The 21,086-nt window shown below is 58.8% G+C and carries 16 protein-coding genes; 7 read left to right on the top strand and 9 right to left on the bottom strand.

Annotation, left to right across the window (positions count from 1 at the left end; all coding sequences use genetic code 11):
* Nucleotides 1-126 precede the first annotated feature (126 nt).
* From ACT01B_RS10080 to ACT01B_RS10065, 4 genes are all read right to left on the bottom strand, one after another.
* Nucleotides 127-5,634 carry a trifunctional serine/threonine-protein kinase/ATP-binding protein/sensor histidine kinase gene (locus tag ACT01B_RS10080; protein ID WP_445147214.1) on the bottom strand — a complete coding sequence of 1,836 codons (5,508 nt, stop codon included), beginning with the start codon at nucleotides 5,632-5,634 and terminating at the stop codon, nucleotides 127-129.
* Nucleotides 5,631-5,966 (bottom strand): response regulator transcription factor, encoded by a 336-nt coding sequence (locus tag ACT01B_RS10075; RefSeq protein ID WP_445147463.1) that lies wholly within the window; start codon nucleotides 5,964-5,966, stop codon nucleotides 5,631-5,633. The genes ACT01B_RS10080 and ACT01B_RS10075 overlap by 4 nt, the downstream gene beginning before the upstream one ends.
* A gap of 210 nt (nucleotides 5,967-6,176) precedes the next feature.
* Nucleotides 6,177-6,788, bottom strand: a complete 612-nt coding sequence (locus tag ACT01B_RS10070; RefSeq protein WP_445147462.1) for a response regulator transcription factor — start codon at nucleotides 6,786-6,788, stop codon at nucleotides 6,177-6,179.
* Between the two features lie 200 nt (nucleotides 6,789-6,988).
* Nucleotides 6,989-7,372, bottom strand: coding sequence for a VOC family protein (locus tag ACT01B_RS10065; RefSeq protein WP_445147213.1), 384 nt, complete (start codon nucleotides 7,370-7,372; stop codon nucleotides 6,989-6,991).
* Between the two features lie 113 nt (nucleotides 7,373-7,485).
* Here ACT01B_RS10065 and ACT01B_RS10060 point away from each other — a divergent pair, with 113 nt between their 5' ends.
* A complete protein-coding gene (locus tag ACT01B_RS10060) occupies nucleotides 7,486-7,632 on the top strand; it encodes a hypothetical protein (protein ID WP_445147212.1) in 147 nt (48 codons plus the stop codon).
* Nucleotides 7,633-8,194: 562 nt separating this feature from the next.
* Nucleotides 8,195-10,705, top strand: coding sequence for a TIM-barrel domain-containing protein (locus ACT01B_RS10055; protein ID WP_445147211.1), 2,511 nt, complete (start codon nucleotides 8,195-8,197; stop codon nucleotides 10,703-10,705).
* 245 nt (nucleotides 10,706-10,950) lie between these two features.
* Here the strand turns inward: ACT01B_RS10055 and ACT01B_RS10050 are convergent, their stop codons facing one another.
* From ACT01B_RS10050 to ACT01B_RS10035, 4 genes are all read right to left on the bottom strand, one after another.
* Nucleotides 10,951-11,814: an enoyl-CoA hydratase/isomerase family protein gene (locus ACT01B_RS10050; RefSeq protein ID WP_445147210.1), complete on the bottom strand. Its 864-nt coding sequence runs from the start codon at nucleotides 11,812-11,814 to the stop codon at nucleotides 10,951-10,953.
* Nucleotides 11,815-11,968: 154 nt separating this feature from the next.
* A complete protein-coding gene (locus tag ACT01B_RS10045) occupies nucleotides 11,969-12,820 on the bottom strand; it encodes a fumarylacetoacetate hydrolase family protein (RefSeq protein WP_445147209.1) in 852 nt (283 codons plus the stop codon).
* A gap of 323 nt (nucleotides 12,821-13,143) precedes the next feature.
* Nucleotides 13,144-13,614 carry a LysR substrate-binding domain-containing protein gene (locus ACT01B_RS10040; protein WP_445147208.1) on the bottom strand — a complete coding sequence of 157 codons (471 nt, stop codon included), beginning with the start codon at nucleotides 13,612-13,614 and terminating at the stop codon, nucleotides 13,144-13,146.
* Between the two features lie 42 nt (nucleotides 13,615-13,656).
* Nucleotides 13,657-14,037, bottom strand: a complete 381-nt coding sequence (locus ACT01B_RS10035; protein ID WP_445147207.1) for a LysR family transcriptional regulator — start codon at nucleotides 14,035-14,037, stop codon at nucleotides 13,657-13,659.
* A gap of 120 nt (nucleotides 14,038-14,157) precedes the next feature.
* On the opposite strand from ACT01B_RS10035, the gene ACT01B_RS10030 reads away from it, so the two are divergent.
* From ACT01B_RS10030 to ACT01B_RS10015, 4 genes are all read left to right on the top strand, one after another.
* Entirely contained in the window at nucleotides 14,158-15,189 is a 1,032-nt protein-coding gene (locus ACT01B_RS10030; RefSeq protein WP_445147206.1) for an NAD(P)H-quinone oxidoreductase, read from the top strand.
* A 371-nt stretch (nucleotides 15,190-15,560) separates the two neighbouring features.
* A complete protein-coding gene (locus ACT01B_RS10025) occupies nucleotides 15,561-15,968 on the top strand; it encodes a hypothetical protein (RefSeq protein ID WP_445147205.1) in 408 nt (135 codons plus the stop codon).
* 106 nt (nucleotides 15,969-16,074) lie between these two features.
* Nucleotides 16,075-16,380: a DUF2252 family protein gene (locus ACT01B_RS10020; RefSeq protein WP_445147461.1), complete on the top strand. Its 306-nt coding sequence runs from the start codon at nucleotides 16,075-16,077 to the stop codon at nucleotides 16,378-16,380.
* A gap of 87 nt (nucleotides 16,381-16,467) precedes the next feature.
* Entirely contained in the window at nucleotides 16,468-17,688 is a 1,221-nt protein-coding gene (locus ACT01B_RS10015) for an alkaline phosphatase family protein (protein ID WP_445147204.1), read from the top strand.
* A 130-nt stretch (nucleotides 17,689-17,818) separates the two neighbouring features.
* Here ACT01B_RS10015 and galE read toward each other — a convergent pair whose 3' ends face one another.
* Nucleotides 17,819-18,826 (bottom strand): UDP-glucose 4-epimerase GalE, encoded by a 1,008-nt coding sequence (galE, locus tag ACT01B_RS10010; protein WP_445147203.1) that lies wholly within the window; start codon nucleotides 18,824-18,826, stop codon nucleotides 17,819-17,821.
* Nucleotides 18,827-19,496: 670 nt separating this feature from the next.
* Between galE and ACT01B_RS10005 the strand changes: the two genes are divergently transcribed.
* On the top strand, nucleotides 19,497-20,525 hold the full coding sequence (locus ACT01B_RS10005; protein WP_445147460.1) for a polysaccharide biosynthesis/export family protein: 1,029 nt from the start codon (nucleotides 19,497-19,499) through the stop codon (nucleotides 20,523-20,525).
* Nucleotides 20,526-21,086 lie beyond the last annotated feature (561 nt).

The following is a 21,086-nucleotide window of genomic DNA, read 5'->3' as shown; positions in this document are numbered from 1 at the left end:
TGAGCTGTGGTCGAGCAGGTCGACTCTTTGGTATCGACGTACGGGCTTGTCGCACGCGAAGCGCGGACGATCCTCACGCAGCGAACCGAGAGCTTGCGCAAATGGTTGAGCGCACTGAACCTTGGCTCAGTGAAGCGCTGGCAACGTGAACCTGAAAGCGGCGCCGTGCGGCTCGCGGGCGTCCGCCCACAGCTTTCCGCCGTGTGCATCGATGATGGATCGGCAGATCGACAGGCCGATTCCCACGCCACCGGACTTGGTGGTGTAGAAGGATTCGAAGATCCGCTCGTGGTCCCCAGAAGCGATGCCGGGGCCCGAGTCAGCGACCGTGACAAGGAGGCCCACCGAGGGGCTCGATTCGGTGTAGATCACCATTGTCCGAGAGTAGGCGTCGACGCTGGCCATGGCCTCTATCGCGTTTAGGATCAGGTTTAGCATCACCTGCTGCAGCTGAACTCGATCCCCGTGAAACGGTGGCAGACCCTCCGCGAGCTGCGTTTGTACCGAAACGCGATGCTTCGACAGCTCGTCTCGCACAAGCGCAATCACGTCTCTGATTGCATCGTTCAGGTCGACGCTCTCCTTTAGGGGCGGCACCTTCCTGACCTGGTCGCGAATCCGACTGATGATCCCGCCCGCCCGGTAGGTATCGTTGACCACGCACGCGATCGCTTCACGAACCTCCGCCAGATCGGGGGGATCTCGAGCGAGAAAGCGCAGCGCCGCGTTGGCGTTGTTGCGCGCCGCACCGATCGGCTGGTTGACTTCATGCGCGATCGACGCTGCGAACTGCCCCATCGTAGCCAGGCGGTTCGCATGCGTGAGCTCCATCTGCACCTCGCGCATCGCCTCCGCCGCTCTCTTTCGCTCCGTCAGGTCGAGCACGAATGCGACACCTTGGTACACATCTTCCTTGAAATTTGCCGCACCGATCAAGACAGGTACGCGGCCGCCATCCTTCCTGAAGAACTCCTTCTCGTAAGGCTGCACGCGACCAGTCGCCATTAGTTCCGGCACGGACGTTTTGTTGTCACGACCGCGCCATTCTGGCGGCGTCAGGTTGGTCCAGTGGAGGCACCCTGATGCGAGATCCTCATGGTCGTATCCAACCATATTGAGAAACGCATTATTCGCTTCGAGAATCCTGCCGTTGAGATCCCAAAAGAAGATTCCAATGATGTTGGCATCCACCAGGCGTCGGATTCTGGCTTCGCGCTCGGCAAGATCGCGGTAAAGGTGCGCGTTCTCCATCGAGATGGCGGCCTCCGATGCCAGCAGCTTGAGAACGGCTAGTCGGGCGGGTGTGAAGACATCGATCGTCAGGCTGTTTTCCAGGTAGAGCATCCCGAGCCACCTGCTCTGCTTGAGTATCGGCATGCAGAGCACCGACCGTGAGTGATGCTGGCGAATGTAGTCGTCGGCCGTGAACTCACCTTGGCTCGATGCGTCATGTAGCACGACGGTTTCCCTGGTCCTTAGGACGTAGCGAAAGACGGATTCAGGCAGATCCGCTGCGGTCACGATCGCCTGTGGTTGATCGACATTCACGTTCTCGGAAGTGGTCGTGACTTCTGCTTCTATTCGATGCTCGTCGCCTCGCGGAAGAATCAGCAGGCCTCGCTCGGCGCCGGCGTTCTCAATGGCCGTGCGCATGATTATGTCGATCAGTTTCTCCAGAACGATCTCGCCGGAGACCGCTTCCGACACTCTTATCACGGTCGCCAGATCGAGGTGCTCGACTGGCGCGTGTATCGTGGTTGTGGGTTCAGAGATCGGATTGATCTCTGCCCTGAGGTGCGGATAGAGCCGCTCAAGTTGTCGAACCTTGCCATTCGCCCCCCAGCGCAGGTAGCAGTGGCGCGCATCTATCAAGTATGCATTCGCGATCTTTTCGAATCCACGTGCTGCGTAAAAGCGCCCCGCAAGCTCGCTGTTGAGCGCTTCATTATGGACAAAGCCTTGTGCGTGCGCCGAACGGATGGCCTCCTCGTAGAGGACCTGCGCATCCAGCGTGCGGCCTTCAATGCGTGCGATCTCCGCACCAACGATCGCTGTGCGGTTCTCGAAAGTCACTGGATTGTGCTCGGTCCAGATCTCGAGCTGCGCGTGGTGTTCCCTTAATGCGGAAAGATGCTTCAGTTTCAGGTCGGGAGATGCCGAATCCCAGCTCGCTGCGTGCGCGAGTGCACCGTAAAGCCGGTGCTCCGCGCTTTCAAACATCGCAGCGGAAGTCCAGATCAGTCGATCCGCATTCAGTGAGGCTTCGACTGCCGAGGCAAATTCGCCCGCCAAGAAGCGGGCTTGCAACTTGCGAATCCAATAGTAGCATTCGGCAAACACCAGATTCGGATTGCTTGTGAGACGCCGCTCCGTGTCGTGCTCGTTGTAGCCCTGATGATCCAAGAGCCCAAACGTCGGCGTCAGTCCACGCAAGGTCAGGATGAGGCCGAGTTGCGGCTCGCACAACTCGACGACAAATCCAAACCGCATGCGCTCGGCAAACGCTCTACCGTTCTCGCATTCCGCCTGGACTTCCGCGAGTGGATCCCCAACGGCCAAGCAGATTGTTACCAGTTGGTCCCAGCTATACGAAGCGAAGGTCAAGTCGCCGATTCGATATGCGGCATCGAACGCGCGCCTCACGAGCTCACGCCCGCTCACAGGGTGCTTGGCCCATGGAAGAACGGTTGACCCCATGTTCATCCATATTCGGGCCTGATAACGTGTCAGCCCACGCTTCTCGACCAAGTCATACCCCAGCTGGCCGAACCGAAATCCGTCCGGGTAGTTGCCGAAGCGCGGCCCCGCGAACATGGCCACCCAAACGTAGGCGAAACACGAGGCGTCGCAGTTGCCATGCTCGAGGCTGATATTGACCATCCGGCAGAGAACGAGGGAGGACAAGTTTTCGTCGGACGCCTGTGCGGGCGTCATGATCTCTGTAAACACGTCCATCGTGTCGAGGACGTCCGGATCCGCGATTAAGGGCAGGTCCACGAGATCTTCGATGCTTCGATTTCCGAGCAGAGTCCAAATTCGCCGATATTCGCTCTGCACATCGTCGCGGCTCGGGCGGCTGGACCACACCGTACCCTCGCGACGGAGCCAATCTAGAAATACGTCCACCGCCCGATCCATTCGATCCATGGCGGTGTAGAGCGTAAGCCGCAAACGCGTAGCAACGCAGAAATCGTGGCGATTGTTCGCGCGCCGCGTCAGTCGCAGAAGCCGATCTTCAGCCGAGACCTTTTCCGCGCTCAGCAGCTCGCACTCGGCTATCAGGTATTCGGTCCAGAAGGCGAGCGGGTAGTTGCGGTTCCAGGTCTCCTCCGTCAACAGGGCACTGCCGGCTCGAAGGTATTTCAGCGCCGACTCGTATGCTGTCGAGCTCTTCGCGCGCCGACCCGCCATCAGGTTAAGCTCCGCCACCTGCTCGCGCTCGTCCACCGACGTGATGAGGTGTGCCCCCCTATTCAGTTGATTGACAATTTCGAAGATGGCTTCCTCTCGATCGGCCGGATCCATGTGCGCGACGAGGATCCAGCCTATACGGAGGTGAGCCTCAGCCCGATTCTCTATGGGAATCTGCAGGTACGCCGCCTCCTGCACGCGGTCGTGGAGGAATCGATAGGAGTCATCTGAGCGGAAGATCAGGCCAGACCGCACAGCCTCCCAAAGGCAGTTGTGCATGTTCTCGATCGAGCCCTGATAGACCATTCGCAGCATCTCGAACCCTGCACGGTTACCTATGCATGCGAACCGCTGAAGCGCACTCTGTGTCTCTTTCGGCAAGCGGTTGAGCTTCCCGACCATCAGCTCGACCACACTTTCCGCAAAGCCCTTTGCTTGAATGCGGCGAAGGTCCCAGGCCCAACTTCTCGTGCCATAGTTGAATGTGAGGAGCTCCTCGTCGGCCAAGGTAGAGAGAAACTGGATCGCGAAGAATGGATTGCCTGCCGTCTTATCGTGAATCAAATTCGCCAGCGGGCCGGCGTGTTCCGGTCTGCAGTGAAGGGAGTCCGTCAGCAGCTGACACAGGTCGTCGCGTCCGAGCGGCGTGAGAACGATGTCCTGCAACGCAGCCCCGGCCTGACGGATCGCATCGAGTTTGCGGATCAAGGGGTGGGTGGCGCTGACCTCGTTGTCACGATACGCGCCGATCAGCAGCAAATACTTCAGGTCGGCATTCGTCAACAAGTGCTCGAGCAAGTCCAGCGTTGCCGCGTCGAGCCACTGTAGGTCGTCAAGAAACAGCGCGAGCGGATGTTCCGGTCGCGCGAATACACCGATGAACCGTGCGAAAACCCACTGAAAGCGCCGTTGCGCTTCCTGCGGCGGGAGCTCGGGAACGGGTGGCTGCTCGCCGATGACGTGTTTGAGCTCAGGCACGAGTTCGACAATGAGAAGTCCGTTCGGATTCAGTGCGTCGCACAGCGCATCGCGCCACTTGGCCAAATCTTCCTCCTTCTTGCTCAGAAGGGGCCTGACAAGGCTTTGAAAGGCCTGGGCCAGCGTGGCGTACGGGATGTCGCGTTTGTACTGGTCGAATTTCCCTGATGCGAACAGGCCTCTTGGGGGAACGAGTGGCCTGTGAAGTTCGTTCACTACGGCGGACTTGCCGATGCCAGAGTAACCAGAAACGATTACCATCTCCGGTCTGCCACCGGCGACTATCCGATCGAACGCGGTGAGAAGGGCGTCGATCTCGCGGTCTCTCCCGTACAGCTTTTCGGGGATCATCAGCCGATCCGGCGTGTCGCCATCGCCCGGATCGAAGTCCCGGATTCGTCCATGTACGTCCCAATCCGAGAGGCAGCGGCGGAGATCGCTTTCGACGCCAGCTGCCGTCTGATATCGCGCCTCGACAATCTTGCTCAGGAGCTTCATCGTGATCGCGCAGACCGGACCCGGCACCGTACTAGCGCGCGCGCTGGGACTTATGGGCTGTCTTGCGATATGACAGTGCACCAGCTCCATCGAATCGGAGGCGGTGAACGGGAGACTGCCTGTCAGCATCTCGTAGAAGGTCACGCCCAACGAGTAAAGGTCACTACGGGAATCGATGGAGCGGTTTACGCGCCCGGTTTGCTCGGGCGACATATAGGCGAGCGTTCCTGCGACAAACTCGAGGGGCTCCAACGATTGGCGCTCGCGTGGGAGGCGAGATGCAATGCCGAAGCCGGTGAGCCAGACGTGCCCCTTGGCCGGGTCCACGATCACGTTGGCAGGCTTAATGTCCTTGTGTATGAGGCAACGCCCGTGAAGCCGGCCGACTGCGGAGGCCATGGCAATGGCCAAGGGTAGAAATCGTCCCATCTCCATAGGCTGGCTGATGAGGCTATCGAGGGGGACGCCTCCCGAAAACTCGACAAATAGCGTGGTCTGCCCGTCCTCGCTCACGAGTTCGACGGGCCGCAACGCCCAGGCAGCATCGAGGTAGTCTTTGAGTTCGTATTCGTGCATCAGGCGACGGGCACCCTGAAACATGGGATGCTCGGTGCCAGAGTGCGTCCGCATGAAGGCGTATCGATCACCCTCAACACCGTCGTACCGAAGTCTGCAGAAGACTTGCTCGGCGGCCTCCCATAGCACTTCTGGAGATCCTTCATCCCGTCCTGCGGCGGGTGCGGTCATGGCGCAGCTCTAGGCGTTTTGTCCCGCGCGAGAGCACAACGAAGGCAATCGATCAGGGCGGCCTCGTCCAGTGGTTTGTGAAGGTAGCAACAGACTCCCAACCTCAACATGTGTCGACGAACGCCATCATCCGGATAGGCCGTGATGAGGATCGTAGGAATAACGCACCCCTCCCCGATCAGATGCTTGTAGAGCTCGACACCGGTCATTGCAGGCATTTGAATGTCTGCGACTAAGCACGCAGTCAGGGACAGTTGAGTTGACGCGAGAAATTCGGCTGCGGACGGAAACCCCGCAACGATGTAGCCGTGCGACTTGAGTAGTCTTCGCATAGAGTCGAGAAAGGACTCGTCGTCATCGACGATGGAGATCAAGTGTGGCTCGGACATGACATCCTCTGATGCGTCAATCGCTGCCGCAACATCCCTCTCGACAGCCGGGACGAGCGCCACGCCATTGCCGAGAGTACTTCGCCTTTAGAGCCTTGGTTTAGGTGCAAGCGCATTGACGCCCCATGACGCGTCGACCTTACGCCTTAGCAACTACGCGTCTTCGAGATTCTTCGGCAGCAGGCCGAGTTTTTGCGCCATTCGGCAGAGTTCTGGGAGCGAAGCGGCCTTGACCTTATGCATCATATTGCTGCGATGAACCTTCACCGTGGTTTCGGTGATACCCAAGTCACTGGCAATCTGCTTGTTCAGCCGGCCCAGGACAACTTGAATCAGAATCGCCCGCTCACGCGGCGTCAGTTCTTCAAATCGATCCCTAAGCGTGCTGAGTGACTCTTCGTTCTCGCGGCGTGCGCGGTCGCGCGCGAGCCCCACATTCACGGCGTCCAGAAGATCCTGATCTCGGAACGGCTTCGTTAGAAACTCGATGGCACCAGCCTTCATTGCTTGCACGGTCATCGGGATGTCGCCGTGTCCGGTAATGAAGACTATGGGGAGCGCCATGCCCGCCTCCGCAAGATCGCGCTGAAACTCTAGCCCGCTCCGTCCTGGCATTCTCACGTCGAGAACTAGACACGTAGGGCTGTTAGGCGGCTCCGATCTCGCAAACTCGGCTATCGACGCAAAAATGCGAGCATGTAGACCGGCCGACCGCAGCAGTCGTTCGAGTGATTCGCGAAATTCCGTGTCGTCGTCAATGACCACAACGCAGGTATTTGAGTCCGGAATCGCTTTCGTTAGCGATTGAAGATCCACCGAAGTGCTCCATCGCTGTGCAAGTGTCGAAATGATACTCCGCCGCGGTGTTCGGTCAACTTTCCTGCCCGGCAGGGCGCCGTTTCATTCGTCTGAATGAAACAAATCACGCCGACTACCCTCCCCGCGCTGGCCTGTTGGCCCTCGCGTCAACCTACAAGGCGATGCAGTCCGCAGAGCTTGTTGCCGTCCGGATCGCGCATATAAGCGAGATACAGCGGACCAGCCTCGGTATTCCGCACTCCGGGTGGGTCCTCGATCGATTCGCCACCGTTGGCGATCCCGGCGGCATGCCAGAGCTCTACCTGGTCGCTCGACTGGCAGACGAAACCGATCGTGCCGCCATTGGCGCGTGAGGCTGGTTGTCCGTTGATCGGCCGCGTGATGACGAACGAGGCTCCTTCAGAGAGATAGATGTAGTCGCCCTGAGCCCGGCTCAGGCCCTCGCCATGGCCCAGCGTACCCAGGATTGCATCGTAGAAACGCTTGGCTCTTTCCAGGTCGTTCGTGCCGACCACAACATGACTGAACATGGGTTGCTCCTACTTTATTTCCCTGGTCTGGTCGAAGGCCACCTAGGCGAGCAGTGAGTAAGCAAGTCGGCTGCGCGACCCATCAAGCAGCGACGAAATTCATGGCGACGTCGATGATGCAAGAAACCGCCGTTGGCTTGTATTGCGCCGTGGTCGATCGCATCAATCTCTGGGTGTCGACCCGCACGATCGCAGTACGCGAAACTCGCGCGGCCTACAATCGACTGGCAGGCTGGCTGTGCGATGGTTGGGTGCACTAAACCTTGGTCTAGTGCGGCTAGGAGCAGCGAATTGACTTACCCTCGATAACACGGGCTAATCACCCTGCCCCGGCACTCGGGAGAATGGCCAAGTCGATTCCACAAAGCCCAACCTTGAACGTTTCCGGTCGAACGGTCGCCGTGATCGGAGGCGGAGTGATTGGTGCTTCGTGGGCGGCACTGTTCCTCGCAGACGGCATGCGGGGCGCCGTGTGAACCAAGATGCCGTGGGCAGGCGCATACCGCCCACCGGCACCGGTAAGAACATGCCAAGCTGCTGGACGTCGGGACTGGGCATCAGGTTGTACTCTCTGCCACTGCGACTATCATCGCCGCGCGTGGCGAGACTTTTTCAACAGCCGGCCAAGCTTACCGGCGACCATTCTCGGGGGGATCTGTGTCGAATTTCGTGAGGCGCCTTGTTCTGCTCGTTCTTGCTCTTGGTTTCACGTCCTTTCTTATTGCCCAGCCGTCGCGCGCTGCTGCGCCGGAGCCGGCCGCATTCGTATCCCATACCGAGCAGATTCCGCCTGCCGACAATCCGATCGCCGATCCCAGGGCCGTGGTGATTTTCGATCACGCTCGCTTTACCGTGCTCACTCCGCAACTCATCCGCATGGAGTGGTCTGCCGACGGCAAATTCGAAGACCACGCCTCCTTGGTCTTTCTCAATCGCGACCTGCCCGTGCCGCAGTTCAAAAAAGAAATCAGTGGCCAGCAGCTCACGCTCAAGACCGGTGCCCTCACTCTCGCTTACACGCCAACCGGCGATGGCCACTTCACGCCCGATAATCTCTCCATCGACCTGAGCGTTGACGGCCACGCTGTCGCTTGGCATCCCGGCATGGACGACCCGGAAAATCTTCAGGGAACCACTCGAACCCTCGACGAAGCGCGGGGCGACAAGACGCGCGAACCCATCGGAGAAGGTCTCATCTCCCGTTCTGGCTGGGCACTCGTCGATGACTCCACACGCCCTCTCTTCGACTCCTCTGATTTCCGCTTCCTCCGGGGCGAAGAGAGCCCCTGGCCCTGGGTCATGGAGCGCCCTGCCAGCGAGCATCACAGTTCCTACTCAGACTGGTACTTCTTCGGCTACGGTCACGACTACCGCAAGGCTCTGGGCGATTACGTCCGCGTCGCAGGCCGTATTCCACTGCCACCGCGCTTCGCCTTCGGCACTTGGTGGTCGCGCTACTGGGACTACACCGATCAGGAGCTCGACGACCTGGTGAAAGGCTTCCGCCAGAACTCCACTCCGCTCGACGTCCTGGTGATCGATATGGGTTGGCACATCAGCCACGACCAGCTCGAGGCAGTGGGTGAGAAGGATCAGTCCGGAGAGAATCTTGGCTGGTCCGGCTACACCTGGAATAAGGTGCTCTTTCCCGATCCATCCTCCTTCCTCAAGAAGATCCACGAGGAAGGTCTGAAGGTCACCCTCAATCTCCACCCAGCCTCCGGCATTCAGCCCTGGGAGGCGCACTACGCCGACATGGCTCGGGCCATGGGCATCGACCCCGCCTCCAAGAAGTACGTGCCCTTCGACCCCACCAACAAACTCTGGGCCAGCAACTACTTCAACCTGGTTCTTCGTCCGCTGGAGAAGCAGGGCATCGACTTCTGGTGGCTTGACTGGCAGCAAGAGCCGAACACCAAACTGCCCGGGGTAAACAACACCTGGTGGCTGAACTACCTCCACTTCACTGATCAGCAGCGTGAGGGCAAGCGCCCGCTGCTCTTCCATCGCTGGGGCGGTCTTGGCAACCATCGTTACCAGATCGGCTTCTCCGGCGATGTCATTACCTCTTGGCCCTCGCTCGCCTTCCAGCCCTGGTTCACCGCCACCGCTGCCAACGTGGGCTACGCCTACTGGAGCCACGACATCGGCGGCCACATGCCCGGCATAGTCACCCCCGAGCTCTACACTCGCTGGGTACAGTTCGGTGCCTTCAGTCCCATTTTGCGCACCCACACTACCAAGAACCCTGACGCCGAGCGCCGCATCTGGGCCTATCCCGAGCCGTATGCGGCCATCATGCGCTCCGCCTTTCAGCTCCGCTCTGCGCTCGAGCCCTACATCTACACCGAGGCACGCAGCACCTACGACACCGGCGTAGCCTTCGTGCATCCGCTCTATTACGACTGGCCAAACGCCAGCGCCGCCTATACCCATAAAGATGAGTACGCCTTCGGCAGCCAGATGCTCGTCGAGCCCGTCACCACGCCTGTAGATGCAGTCTCCGGCCTGGCCACTGAGTCGGTCTGGATTCCCGAGGGCGAGTGGATCGAGTGGCCCACGGGCAAGCACTTCACCGGCCCCACCACGGTCGAGCGCAGCTTCTCCATCGATCAGGTGCCCGTCTACCTCAAGGCCGGGGCGATCGTCCCCATGCAACCGCCTATGGAGTACACCGGTCAAAAGCCAGTCGATCCGCTCATCGTCAACATCTGGCCACTCGCCTCGGGCACGTCGTCCGACTATTCCGTATATGAGGACTCTGGTGTGTCCGTCCTCTATCAGAGTGGTGTCTTCGCCCGCACGCCCATCAAGTCAACCGAAACCGGCGACACCCTTCGCGTCGAGATCGGTCCCGTCGAGGGCCAATACCCCGGCATGTTGAAGACTCGCGCCTACGAACTGCGCCTGCCCGCTGACTGGCCACCCACGTCCGTCACTGTCAATGGCAAGCCCATTGCCCACGCCGAGCCCGGCTCCAAGGGTTGGAGCTTTGTCGGCAACACCCTCACCACCGTCATCCCCGTCCCCGCGCAGAGCACCGCCACCAAGCTGATCATTGAAGTTCGCCGCTCCGACGGATCAACCGCCCGTCGCGCCGAGCTTGATGGTTTCGCCGGCATCATGGCCAGCCTGCGTCGTACCTACGATTCACTGCAACGAACCTTGCCGCGCACCTCTCCGCCCGATCCGCTCATCGATGCCATGCAGACCGGTGATCGCATCGGTTACCACCCCGAGCACGCCGCCGAGGAGATCGCACACCTTCATGAAATCCTGCCCGCAGCCCAGTCCGCAGTCACCAGCCTCCGTGACGATGGCAGTCGACATTGATCATCAAGAGAGGCTAATCGCGGCTGCGTAAATCCTCGTCCAGGAGCGCGGCGAACCCTCTGGGTTGGGATGCGTCAGGCTGGGTGAAAGAATCGATTGCCACACCCCTTCCGGCCCTTGGCGGGAGGCGGCCTGTCGAGTTCCTAGATTCCGAGGGCGGCTGCACCCTGTTGATCCGTTTGCGGCAGCAAGCCGCAAACGGGGTGGCCGTCTAAGGAACCGGTGCCGGGGATTTGTACCGAGACTTAAGTATTTGTTCTAAGTTTCAGCCCGTCTGTGGACGCGCGTCCCAGTTTCGACAAGAAATCCATCTCCAACTCGCTGTCATATGTTTCGGCGCCGGCCGCCATGACTTCCCTGACCCGGGCCTGCGTCACCTCGCTAGCGACGCTGAGGTCGGATTCGTGGGCCTCTATCAGAAGTCCCTCCGCCAGGGACCCAAATGCTCCCGCATCGACGGCCGCCTTGACATGGGCTATGGCATGCGCAGGAAACGAGGCGATGCGGCGTGCCAGTGCTTCCACGAAGGTAGATAGTTCATTAGCTGGCAAGGCTCGATTGATGTAACCGTAGCGCTCGGCCAATTCCGCTGGGAAGTCGTTGCAACCCAGCAGCACCTCCAGCGCACGACCGCGCCCGACAAGCCGCGGTAGCCTTTGTGTGGAACCACCACCCGGAACGAGTCCGATCGCGGCCTCTGGCTGACTGAAGATCGCCTTGCCGATCGCGGCGAAGCACATGTCGGCAGCCAACGCGATCTCGCTTCCGCCACCTCGGGCCCGCCCCTCGATTTTGGCGATGGTCACTTTGGGCATGTTTCTTAAGCGCTCGCCGATCATCTGCGTAAGGCGGAAGCTGCGCGTGTGCGACACCGTCTTGGAGGCGGCCCCGACTCGACCTAGTCCCGAGTGGGCGATGAAAAATTCCGGCAAGGCACTCTGCAAGATGACAACGCGGACACTGTCATCAACTTCAAGCTCCCGGGCGAGCCGGTCAAATTCCGGCGAAAGCACTTCATCCAAAAGATTGATTGGCGGATGGTTGATGCTGACGAAGGCTATGCCATCATCGAAGGACAATTGGAAACACTTGTAGTCGGAATAAGGCATGGGTGCGGCTCCAAATCGATGGTCATGACAAGGGGCGCTTGAGCGTCGCCCGTATAAGCAAGGCGAAGTCTTGCAACAAGTTCAGAAGTGAGCGCGAGACGGGTCCGCGTGGCCCAGGCCAGGTAAAACGAAAGGTGGGAGCCGATCGCTCCGCTCATTCATCCTGGACGGGATTGCTCAAGATGCCGATCTTCTCGATCTCTACTTCGAACACATCGCCTGGCTGCATGAAGACTGGCGGCTTACGCGCTGCGCCGACGCCGCCAGGGGTTCCCGTGATGATCACGTCACCAGGCTCCAGACTTATGGCCGTGCTGATCGTCTCAATCAGCACAGGCACGTCAAAGATAAGTAGGTCAGTACTGGACTGCTGCATCACCCGACCGTTGAGGCGGCCCTGGATGCGCAAGCCACTCGCGCCCGCCGGCAACGCATCCGGGGTGACCAGCCATGGGCCGAACGCACCGGTGCCATCAAAGTTCTTCCCCAGCGTCCACTGCGGCGTGCGGAACTGGAAATCGCGAAGCGTCGCATCGTTGAACAGCGAGTACCCCGCTATATGTTCAAGGGCCTTGTCGCGATGGATACGCCGCCCTCCCCGGCCGATCACCACGGCGAGCTCGGCTTCAAAATCGAGCGCAGACGATTCGCGTGGCCGCCTGATGGGCTCGTGATGACCGATCAAGCTGGTGGCGAAGCGCGCGAAGATCTCGGGATAGGCCGGCTTATCGAGCCCGGTCTCCTTCAAATGGTCGCTGTAGTTGAGGCCAACGCAGAGGATCTTGGCTGGATTAGGTACCGGAGGAAGGAACCGGGCTACATCGAGTTCCAGCGCATTGGCGGCCAGGAGGCTCCTGCCAACCTGCAACAGATCCGCGCCTCCCTGGATCAGTTCCACCAGGGTGCCTGGAAATCCGGCCTCGTTTTCGCTGAAGCCACGCCAGCCAAGTCCGTCATCCCCAGCGATCCCCGCGAGACCCTCCCGCTCGAAGTTGGCGATGCGCATGGGTTCCTCCCGTGAGGTTGGATACGAGCCTGGGTGCAAACATGCCTGGCAGGACGACTACTCGATGGGCGTCGTGTCGGCGTTACAGCCCGCTGCTGTGCCGACGCGGCATGGCGATGATCCCAACAACCGATGCTAGGTCTTGTGAAGGAGAACGATGGCCATGGACGGTTTTTGTTCTGCCGCCCGATCCGTTTGTCGGAATGCCGCGGTGGGCATCGATACCAGTTTAGAAACGCAGCTTCGTGCGTCAGCCGCGTTGGACCCGCAGCCAAAGAGCGGTGTTCAAGTGGACGATGTAGCCGACCTCGCCCTTGCCGCCGTCAGTGTCGCGAAAGATTCGTGGGCGGCGCTGCTTCGAACACCCGCGCAATGTGATCAATCATGGCGATCACGCGCGCCGTGTGCCGCAGGTCCTTGTGCGTGACCATCCACACCTCATAAGCCGAGGCACTGATGCGTTCCGGCCAGATACGGACGAGACCATCGCGCTCGGCGATCAGCACCGGTAATTCGCCAAGGCCAAGTCCTCCGCGCACTGCCGCGCGTAACGTCAGACTCGAATTTAGTCCACTGACGATCCGCCCTGCATGAATCGGCTCGCCTACCAGCGTAGGTCGCTGGCGTGTTTGCATGTACGGCAGGTAGCACACAATGTCATGGCCTTCGAAGGCTGTACCTGGAACGGGCTCGCCGTGCTGTTCAAGATAGTTTGCTGACGCATAGAGCCCCATCGGCCAGGCGGCCAGCTTACGGGCGAGAAGGTCCGGGTTCTCGGGCCTGATGGTACGCACGGCAAGATCAGCTTCGCGTTTCGCGAGATTTTGCACGTGTGTTCACGTGTCGAGCAAAACACGAACGTTTGGATGTTCTGCGTGCAGGCTGCGGATGGCGGACATGACGAATTCGAGCGCGATCGTATCGGTCGTGGTCACGCGCACTTCACCAGCGAGGCGCTCATCAACGCCTTGGGTCTGTCGGACGAGATCATTCGCCGATTGCTCCATTTTTTCTGCGGCACGCAGTGCGATCTCACCCACCGGGGTCAGCACATAGCCGTTCGATGTGCGCAAAAACAGCGTCGCGCCGAGCGCCCGCTCAAGCGCCGCGAGACGTCTGCCGACTGTGGCCTGATCGAGAGCAACCGATCGGGCCGCGCCGCGCAAGCTGCGTTCTCGCTGGATCGCCAAAAAGATTCGAGTGTCGTCCCAGTTCAAGGCCGCCTCCACATTGATGCATTTATGCATCCATGGACGTGAAAATCGCTGCGCGAATTCATCACTCGCCAAGCATATGCTTTCGCCGTCCAACAATCATCCGCTCGTTGCGAGGCTCCCATGTTCGAATCACTTCCATCCGTGCCCGAAACCATGACGGCGATAGAAATCAGCAGGCCAGGCGGCCCTGAGGTGCTGGTCCCGGCGCAGCGTCCCGTGCCGCAACCGAAGGCCAACGAGGTGTTGATCCGAATCCATGCCGCAGGCGTCAACGGACCTGACGTATTCCAACGCAAGGGCCAGTACGCTCCCCCGCCTGGCGCGTCCGATATCCCGGGGCTAGAGATCGCAGGCGAAGTCGTCGCTGCGGGCGCTGATGTGCATCGCTTCAAGAGCGGCGACCTGGTCTGCGCGCTCGTGACGGGCGGCGGCTATGCAGAGTATGCAGTGGCTAACCACAATCTCACCATGAAGCTGCCGATCGGTCTTCACATGACGGAGGCCGCGGCGATGCCAGAGACACTCATGACAGTGTGGCTAAACCTGATTCAGCGCGGCAAGTTGCAGGCCGGCGAATCGGTGCTGATTCACGGCGGAGCCTCCGGCATTGGCACCACCGCGACCATGATTGCCAAGGCGATGGGCGCATCGCAAATCATCACAACCGTCGGCACTGAGGCGCATCGTGAAGCGAGCCTGCGTCTGGGAGCCGACCACGCGATCCGATACCTTGAAGAGGATTTCGTAACAAAGGTTGATGAGTTCACGGGTGGCAAGGGCGTGGACGTGATCCTCGACATCATTGCAGGAGATTATGTGGCACGAAACTTCAAGGCCGCAGCGATGAACGGTCGCATTGTTCAAGTAAGCGTGCTCAAGGGCCCGGCCAAGGATCTGGACCTGTTCCCGTTAATGTCCAAACGTCTTACGCTCACTGGGTCGACGCTGCGCTCGCGCACCTACGAAGACAAGGCTGCGATTATTTTTGAGCTGGAGACACAGGTTTGGCCGCTCATCGACGCGGGGGCCTTTAGACCGCAGGTCTATCAGACTTTCTCCCTCGAAAATGCGCGCGAAGCACACGCGTTGATCGACTCGGGCGCGCACTTCGGCAAGATAGTCTTAACGACCCCGGCACTTATCAGAGCTTGATAAGTCGACTTGCGAAACCGCCGCCATGCCAAGGGGCACCACTTAGGATCAGCGCATAGTTCAAACTGCATTGGAGAGCGTTCGATGTCCCTGTATTTCCGAGTCTTACGCCGCAGGTGCGCAAATTGCCCTCCACGCCATACCGCACGCCCGTGGTTGTGGACCACGAGGCTGCGGGTGCTTAATTCACGTGTCCGAAAAAGCCGGGCCACCTCACTGTGACCGCGTCCGCTCGCTCGCGGCCTTCGGCCACTTCGTGGAGGGTGAAAAGCATGCCTTGGGACCCTAGCGGGAAAGCGGCTTCGCCTAAATGCACGTCTGACTCACCCGGGCAGCGCTATAGAAGTCGGAATCAAACAAAGGAATACCTCATGGCAATCCATCAAAATCCCCGAAGCAGCGCTCCTGCAGACGCCTTGAGCGCATGGATGGGCCTGGCAATGCGCTCCAGCGAAATGCTCTGGGCCTCTGCTGAGGTGATCGCGCGTCGAAGTTACCAGCTGGGTTCGGCAACGACTCCAAAGCGAAGACAAGAGCGAGAGGTTCAGCGCATGATCGAGGAAAAAGTTGAAGCGTCAACCGATTCGATCATGGCCATGTCATTCAGGTCGCTCGAGCTCTGGCAGCGCATGCTGTTTCATCCCCTGCCGCTAGGCTCCAATCGTAGCGCTATCAACTCGATGATCGGTCTGACGACCGCTTCAGCGGGATTAATGGCTGCGGGACTGAAACCGTTTCATCAGCGATCGCGTAGCAATGTGAAGCGTCTACGGCGCTAACACGACTTAGTGAGGATCAACTGAACAGAATGACAAAAAAGTGGCAAAGAGATATCCATCCCCTGCGCAACGTGGCCCGCTGTTGACCCAACTGCGTGATCCTCAAATGGTCAAATCCGCACATGCTAATGCGCGCGGCGACGCAGTCCAGTTCTTCGAGTGGCTGGCGACGGCCGAGAGCCATTTGCCGCAGGGGCCCAGGATATGGATCTGCGGTGATTGCCACGTGAGTAACATCGGACCGATTGCTGATACCAACGGCGATATCGATGTACAAATCCGCGATCTCGACCAAACGACCATAGGCAACCCTGCCAATGATTTAGTTCGCCTGGGTCTGTCATTGGCCATGTCGGCACGAGGGTCCGCTCTCCCAGTCCCAGTTAACCTCCAGCAATATTGGAGGCTGTAGCGTGTGTCCAGTCATTCCCGGTCGTGAGATCATTTGGCTCCCGCTCGACTCGGGGCTGCGATGAGGTCAGTCGTCCCACCCAAGATCATGCTTGCATCTAAGTACGATCTTCATATCTGGAATGGCCTGACAAAGATGTGGCGTTGGATAGCTCGCGTCAAGCACCCAGTCCCTGCCGTCATCTTGGCGCTGGGATCGATCGGCTACATGTCCATCGCCACACCGGTCCGTGCGCAAGTTGCCGCAGTACCTGAGCCGATCCACCATGTCTTCGTTATCATGCTCGAGAACGAAGCGTACGAGTTTACTTTCGGCCAGGAATCCCTTTCCCCTTACCTGGCGCACGATCTGACCCGCCAGGGTGCGCTGCTGACCCAGTATTACGGCATCGGCCACAACAGCCTCGATAACTACATCTCGCTTATCAGCGGCCAAGGTCCAAATCCAGCGACGCAGGAGGACTGTCCCGAATTTGCCGAGTTCAACCCAAGCGATGAAAAACTTGATGCCAATGGCCAGCTTGCAGGTCAGGGATGCATCTATCCCGCTCAGGTAAGAACTATCGCTGATCAGCTGCGTCATGCAGGCCTTGACTGGAAGGCATACATGGAGGGCATGGGTAGTGATCCTTCGCGTGAAGCCGCACGCTGTGGTCATGCCGTTATCGGCACGCACGACAATACCAATCGCGAAACTGTCTCAGATCGTTACGCCGATAAACACAATCCTTTTATTTACTTTCACTCGATTATCGACGATCGGACCTATTGCAACCTGCACGTCGTGCCTTTGAATGCGTTGGCTACCGATCTGGCACAGGTAAACACCACCCCCAACCTGGCGTTCATCACACCCGATCTATGTCACGACGGCCACGATGCTCCGTGTTTGAACGGAGAGAAAGGCGGCCCGGTATCGGCAGACGCCTTCCTCCGCGCTTGGGTCCCTCGTATCGTCGCATCGCAAGCCTTCCAACAAGACGGCTTACTCATGATCACCTTTGACGAGGGCACCGATGCCAGGGCATGTTGCGGAGAACGTGCTTTGCCTGGCGGTCCCCAGCCCGGCAAGTATGGCCCTGGTGGTGGCCGAATCGGTGCAGTCCTCCTCTCACCGTTCATCAGGCCTGGCACCATATCCCATGCGCCGTACAACCATTACGCCGCGTTGCGAAGTATGGAATGGTGGTTTGGGCTGAGCTATCTGGGCTATGCCGGCCGCTCTGAACTTCACGTTTTTGGAGCCGACATCTTCACTCAGCCCAACAAGCCCGGCCAGACAAACAGCACTGCCGGGGCGCCCCACTAAAGAGATGACACAGAAACTGCTAAGCGGCCATCAGCCCAGCGCACACGCGTGTTGACCCGCGCGATCTCGAACCTACGGCAGTGCTGTCACAGGGGGCGTATGCCCTACTCCCTCCGCTACTCAGCATGCGTCACGACCGATAGCCATTGGGGTGACCCGATTGCCAGCGCCAAGCATCCTCGCACATGCGCCGCAAGTTATATTGAGCGTGCCAGCCCAGTATCTTTTCCGCTCGGGAGGGATCAGCCCACGCCTCAGCGACGTCACCATGGCGACGCGCGACAAACTGATAGGGCACCCTTCGACCCGAAGCGCATTCAAACGCAGACACCACCTCAAGCACGCTATGACCCCGCCCGGCACCCAGGTTAAGTGTGACGCAGCCCCCTTGACCCAGCTTCTGCAACGCTTTCACGTGTGCGTCAGCCAAATCCATGACATGAATATAGTCGCGAACGCCTGTGCCATCGCGGGTGGGATAGTCGTTGCCGAATATGTCGAGGCGATCGCGCAGGCCCACCGCCACCTGCGCCACGTAGGGAAGAAGATTGCTGGGTGCGCCATTGGGATCCTCTCCGATATGACCACTTGGATGTGCGCCCGCTGGATTGAAGTAGCGCAGCAAAATCGCACTGAACTCCGGATCTGTTTTGCACAACTCACCGATGACCTGCTCCATCACAAGCTTCGTGAGGCCGTAGGGATTGGTTGCCCTCAGTGGTGCGCTTTCCGTGATAGGTACAGCCTCTGGCTCGCCATAGACCGTAGCCGATGAACTGAACACCAGATTTTTCACTCCCGCGGACTGCATGGCGTGCAGAAGCGCGATTGTGCCGACAATATTGTTTTCAAAGTAGACCAGCGGCTGCTGGCAACTACCACTTACATCTTTCAGTGCCGCAAAGTGGATTACGGCGTCAACCCCGTCCGCCAGAAGCGTTTCCAACGCGTCCTGGTCGCGAACGTCACCGCGCACGAAGCGCACGCTTGCGCCGCTCAATTCACCGATGCGATCCACGACAACTTGTGAGCTGTTGGAAAAATTGTCGAAGATAACCACGTCATGGCCGTGCTCAAGAAGAGTCACGCAAGTGTGACTCCCGATATACCCCGCTCCGCCGCAAACAAGTACTTTCATGCGCCCTTCCCGACCCTCTCACGCGGACCTTCGAAACGGACAACAGTCCCTTGGTCACCACCTGAGCTAACTTTCCACTCGCGATCCTCCGCGAAGCGGCCACGTTTCGAAGCCGACTATTCCCGTACTCTATCGTTGGTCGGCGGGTGACTGACGATGTTCAAGCGACTTGCAATGTAGGCATTTCCCAAGTCTAGAAAGAATCGCGAACCTCCGATCATCTACAGAGCGACATCGTTTCATTCTCATTCATCGAGCATGTTCGCTCTTGCTTCAATTGCGGGAGAAAGTTGGGACGCATATACGGCTATGCAGCGGACATTCAGCTTCGCCGATTCATTGTTATGTCCTGTTCACGCGATCTATGTCATTTGTCACATCCCCTTACGGCTTTCAAAACCGGCAAGGGAGACACGCAAAGCAAGATCAATCAAGAAGAAGTCGTCGCCGCGTTTTCGTGGCGTCTCGAATAGGGTGCGTAGCACACGAAACCAGGGAATCGTTGAGCTCGCGACTCTGGTAGCAATTCACGCAATTGACATGTGAATTGCCCTCTCCGTGGTTAGCCTTCTTGAATAAGGGGCCACTGATCGTGAAAACAAAATCAGCTTTGATCATTTTTGCTTCCGCACTACTTGTTCACGGGTGCGTGTGGTCTCCAGGACAAAACATGTCCAGCGACCGACTTGTCCGCGGAACACCGACAGACAACAGCCATGTCGAGCTCGTAACGATTACTCCGGAGCTGCTGGCGACGGGCCAAGCGGCGACGTTGAATGCCGGAGTGCCCGATGCTCTTCTTACGTTTCAACCGGAGCCCTATCGTATTGGCCCCGGTGACTCGCTTTACATCACCGTGTGGGAGCATCCAGAGCTGACATCGCCGGCTGGCATGCAGCAACAGACGCAGGCCAATGGCCGATTGGTCCGCTCGGACGGGACACTGTTCTACCCCTATATCGGCATCCTCAAGGTGAGCGGACTCACGCTCGAGGAACTCCGCGAGATGATTACGTCCAAGCTCGCCAAGTTCGTCGAGAGACCACAGGTTGACGTCAACGTAGTGGGCTTCAACAGCCAGCACGTGCTGTTCCAGGGCGCGTTCATGAAGACTGATCCCCAAACGATCACGGCGGTTCCGCTAACCCTTGGGCAGGCGATGGGCTTCGCAACAGTCAACCCGGATCAGGCCAACTTGTCGGATCTGATCCTGAGTCGCGATGGGCATGATTACCACCTCGACCTGTCGACCTTTGGCAACGGGCAGAGCATCGCCAAAGACATCTACCTGAAGCCCGGAGATCGCCTGTTCCTGCCCTATAACGACACCAAGGAAGTCTATGTCATGGGCGAAGTGGTGCGTCCATCGGCGGTGAGCTTCAGGACGGTCGCGGACCTCTCGCTGACGCAGGCCTTGGGTCGTGTTGGTGGACTTAATCCCGTTACGTCCAGTGGCAGGGAGGTCTATGTGATTCGTGGTGCGAGGAACCTCGAAAACACTCGGGCCAAGGTCTTTCAGCTCGATGCCCGCTCACCGGAGGCGTTTGCCTTGGGTGACGAATTCCGGGTAAGGCCAGGCGATGTCGTCTTTGTCGGCGCCGCCGGCATCACGCGTTGGAATCGTTTCTTGAGCCAACTGCTACCTTCGGCCTCGATTATCAGCACTGCGGCCGCCGCCAATTACAGCGCGACCCACTAGATTTTCCATGGTGGTCAAGTTGCACCTCACGCCAACTTGATCGTTGATCGTCGAGTGCGCCTTTCGCGCGCTACGCTGAATGGAATAAGCCATCGTGACTTCGTCCGATGGCTTACGCCAGGCTTTCTTGGCAGCACATCTGCGCCCCTAGTCTGCCAAAAGTCTGAATAACTATTTCTCGCCACTCCAGTGGATCTCAACAGCCGAATGGCTGGTCAAACTGGAATTCATTACCTTCATAAGTTTGCAAAAAATTGGGGGCCAAGCCTTCACTTGGATGACGGCTTATTCAGATCTTCGCAAGCGTCATTCATGCCAAGCAGACTTGCTGGCACGCGAAGTAGCCCCGCGATGCCGTCACCCGCTCATTTGATTAGACGTCCATTCATGGATGTGAAATATGCCCTGAACGGTCTCTGATGTCGCGCGAAAATCGCGCAACGAAAATTGAACTACTGATTGACGGGCGCGCCACCAAGGCACGAATGCGCTGAACGAAGCGCTCTCATTTCGCGATAAAGCCAGGAAAAAAATGCTAGCTTCCTAACCTGGTCTAGGTAG

This window comes from Dyella sp. Tek66A03, from assembly GCF_052567735.1.
This window is presented reverse-complemented; position numbering and strand designations above follow the sequence as displayed.